Source organism: Bartonella sp. AD328YNZD (assembly GCF_042196425.1).
This window is the reverse complement of the sequence record NZ_JBHIQG010000341.1, coordinates 1-2,455: the sequence shown is the minus strand read 5'-3', so window position 1 is coordinate 2,455 and position 2,455 is coordinate 1. Positions and strand designations below refer to the sequence as shown.

The following is a 2,455-nucleotide window of genomic DNA, read 5'->3' as shown; positions in this document are numbered from 1 at the left end:
GATAAAGTTGTTGTTCTTTCTGATCCTCCAGAAAAAGCATTGCGTAAAAAAGCAAGTAATTGGCTTATGAAGGCACTTTCAAAGGTTATTGGAAATGCCAAAAAAACGGTTCAGATTACGTCTCCTTATTTTGTTCCTGGTAAGGTTGGCACGCAGAATTTTAGTAATTTGGTTTCAAAGGGTGTTAATGTCAAAATTCTGACAAATTCTTTAGCCGCTACTGATGTAGCTTTAGTGCATGGTGGTTATGTCCCGTATCGTAGGGCATTGTTGAAAAGTGGTGTTAATCTTTATGAATTAAAAGCGGAAGGCAATACTCATGGGTTGCGATTGTTTCGATCGAGTAAGGCAAGTTTACATGCAAAAGCTTTTTTAATTGATCATAAAACAGCTTTTATTGGATCTTTAAATTTTGATCCAAGATCAGCATCATTAAATACAGAAATGGGCATTCTTTTTGAATGTGCTCCCATTACAGAAAGATTAGATTTGTTGTTTTCTGAAGAAACCACAGGGGAAATGAGCTATCATCTGCGTCTTGGTGATAATAATCGTATTTATTGGGATTTTATTGAAAATGAAAAAAAATATAGCATTGACTATGAGCCAGAAAGCAATTTTTGGCGTCGCGCATTTGCAAAAATAATAAGTTGGTTACCTATTGAATCACAATTGTAAATCTTTATAAACCACACTTAAAAAAAATATTTATTTTTCTTTTCATTTTGTTTGTAGCATGGCATAATTTTTTGCCAATCTACCATGTATGAGAACCGCAGTTGTAGTTTAAAGCTTCTTGCGGTGTTTTATTATAAAAGGAATTTGATATGGCAAAGATTGTTGAAACGGGGACAGGTGCATTGGCACTAACTTTTGATGATGTACTTTTACAACCCGGTCATTCTCTTGTTATGCCTAGTCAAGTGGATCTCAGTACGCGCATTGCAGCGGATATTAAGCTCAATTTGCCATTGCTTTCTGCGGCAATGGATACGGTAACAGAATCGCGTTTGGCAATTGCTATGGCTCAAGCTGGTGGTCTTGGGGTTATTCATCGTAATATGTCTCCTGCAGAGCAGGCAGAAGAAGTTCGCCAAGTAAAAAAGTTTGAATCTGGTATGGTTGTTAATCCAGTCACAATTGGACCAGATTCAACACTTGAAGAAGCAAAATCTTTGATGCGCTCTCATGGTATTTCCGGTATTCCGGTTGTTGAAAATGGTGCTAAAGGTGAAACTGCTGGACGGCTTGTTGGCATTTTAACCAATAGGGATGTGCGTTTTGCATCGGATCCCAAACAAAAAATTTATGAATTAATGACGCATGAAAATTTAATTACAGTGCGTGAAAATGTTCAACTCAATGAAGCGAAGTATCTTTTACACCATCATCGTATTGAAAAATTATTAGTTGTGGATGAACAGAATCGCTGTGTCGGACTGATAACAGTTAAGGATATCGAAAAAGCGAAATTAAATCCGAATGCTGCTAAAGATTCTCAAGGGCGCTTGCGTGCTGCAGCGGCTAGTAGTGTTGGGAATGATGGGATTGAGCGTGCTGAACGTCTCATTGACGCAGGCGTTGATGTTCTGGTCATTGATACAGCACATGGACATTCTCAACGTGTGTTAGAAACTGTTGAACGAATTAAAAAGATGACTTCCTCTCCAGCTGTTATTGCTGGGAATGTGGCGACTGCTCAAGCAACGCAGGCATTGATTGACAGTGGTGCAGATGCGGTAAAAGTTGGAATTGGTCCTGGCTCTATTTGCACAACGCGTATAGTTGCTGGTGTCGGAGTACCTCAACTTGCAGCCATTATGAATGCTGCAGAAGCTGCTGAAAAAGCGGACATTCCCATAATTGCAGATGGTGGGATCAAAGCTTCGGGTGATTTTGCTAAAGCTTTAGCGGGTGGGGCTTGTGCAGCGATGATTGGTTCTCTTTTAGCAGGTACAGAAGAAAGTCCTGGAGAAGTTTATCTTTATCAAGGTCGATCTTTTAAAGCCTATCGCGGTATGGGATCTGTTGGTGCTATGGCACGAGGATCGGCTGATCGCTATTTTCAAGATGACGTTCGTGATGAACTTAAGTTGGTTCCTGAAGGTGTGGAGGGGCAGGTGGCTTATAAAGGTCCTATAGCATCAGTTCTACATCAGCTTGCTGGTGGACTTCGCGCTTCGATGGGGTATGTTGGGGCAAAAGATCTCGTAGAGTTTCGTGAAAAAGCAACGTTTGTTCGTATTACGAATGCAGGACTCCATGAAAGTCATACGCATGATGTTTCTATCACTCGGGAGAGTCCAAACTACCGTGGGCCTGTTTGAAGAAATAAGAGTCTAGCATCATATTGCATAAATATAAAATCTTCCGAGAACAAAAAAGAGAGGCTGTTCTTCTTTCTGTTTGTGATTTGGAATAAAATCCTAAAAGGAAAGAATTAGAGACTAAAACT

2 protein-coding genes are annotated in these 2,455 nt (G+C 39.9%); both read left to right on the top strand.

What is annotated here, in order from left to right; genetic code table 11:
• Positions 1 to 678, top strand: a 678-nt coding sequence (locus ACFIO3_RS11520; RefSeq protein WP_375704492.1) for a phospholipase D-like domain-containing protein, incomplete at its 5' end; no start/stop codon positions are given.
• A gap of 149 nt (positions 679 to 827) precedes the next feature.
• A complete protein-coding gene (guaB, locus tag ACFIO3_RS11515; protein WP_375606757.1) occupies positions 828 to 2,327 on the top strand; it encodes an IMP dehydrogenase in 1,500 nt (499 codons plus the stop codon).
• Positions 2,328 to 2,455: the final 128 nt, after the last annotated feature.

Bases quoted from the DNA above. Each gene is read 5' to 3' on its own strand.
- guaB (WP_375606757.1), top strand. From the start codon at position 828: ATGGCAAAGATTGTTGAAACGGGGACAGGTGCATTGGCACTAACTTTT.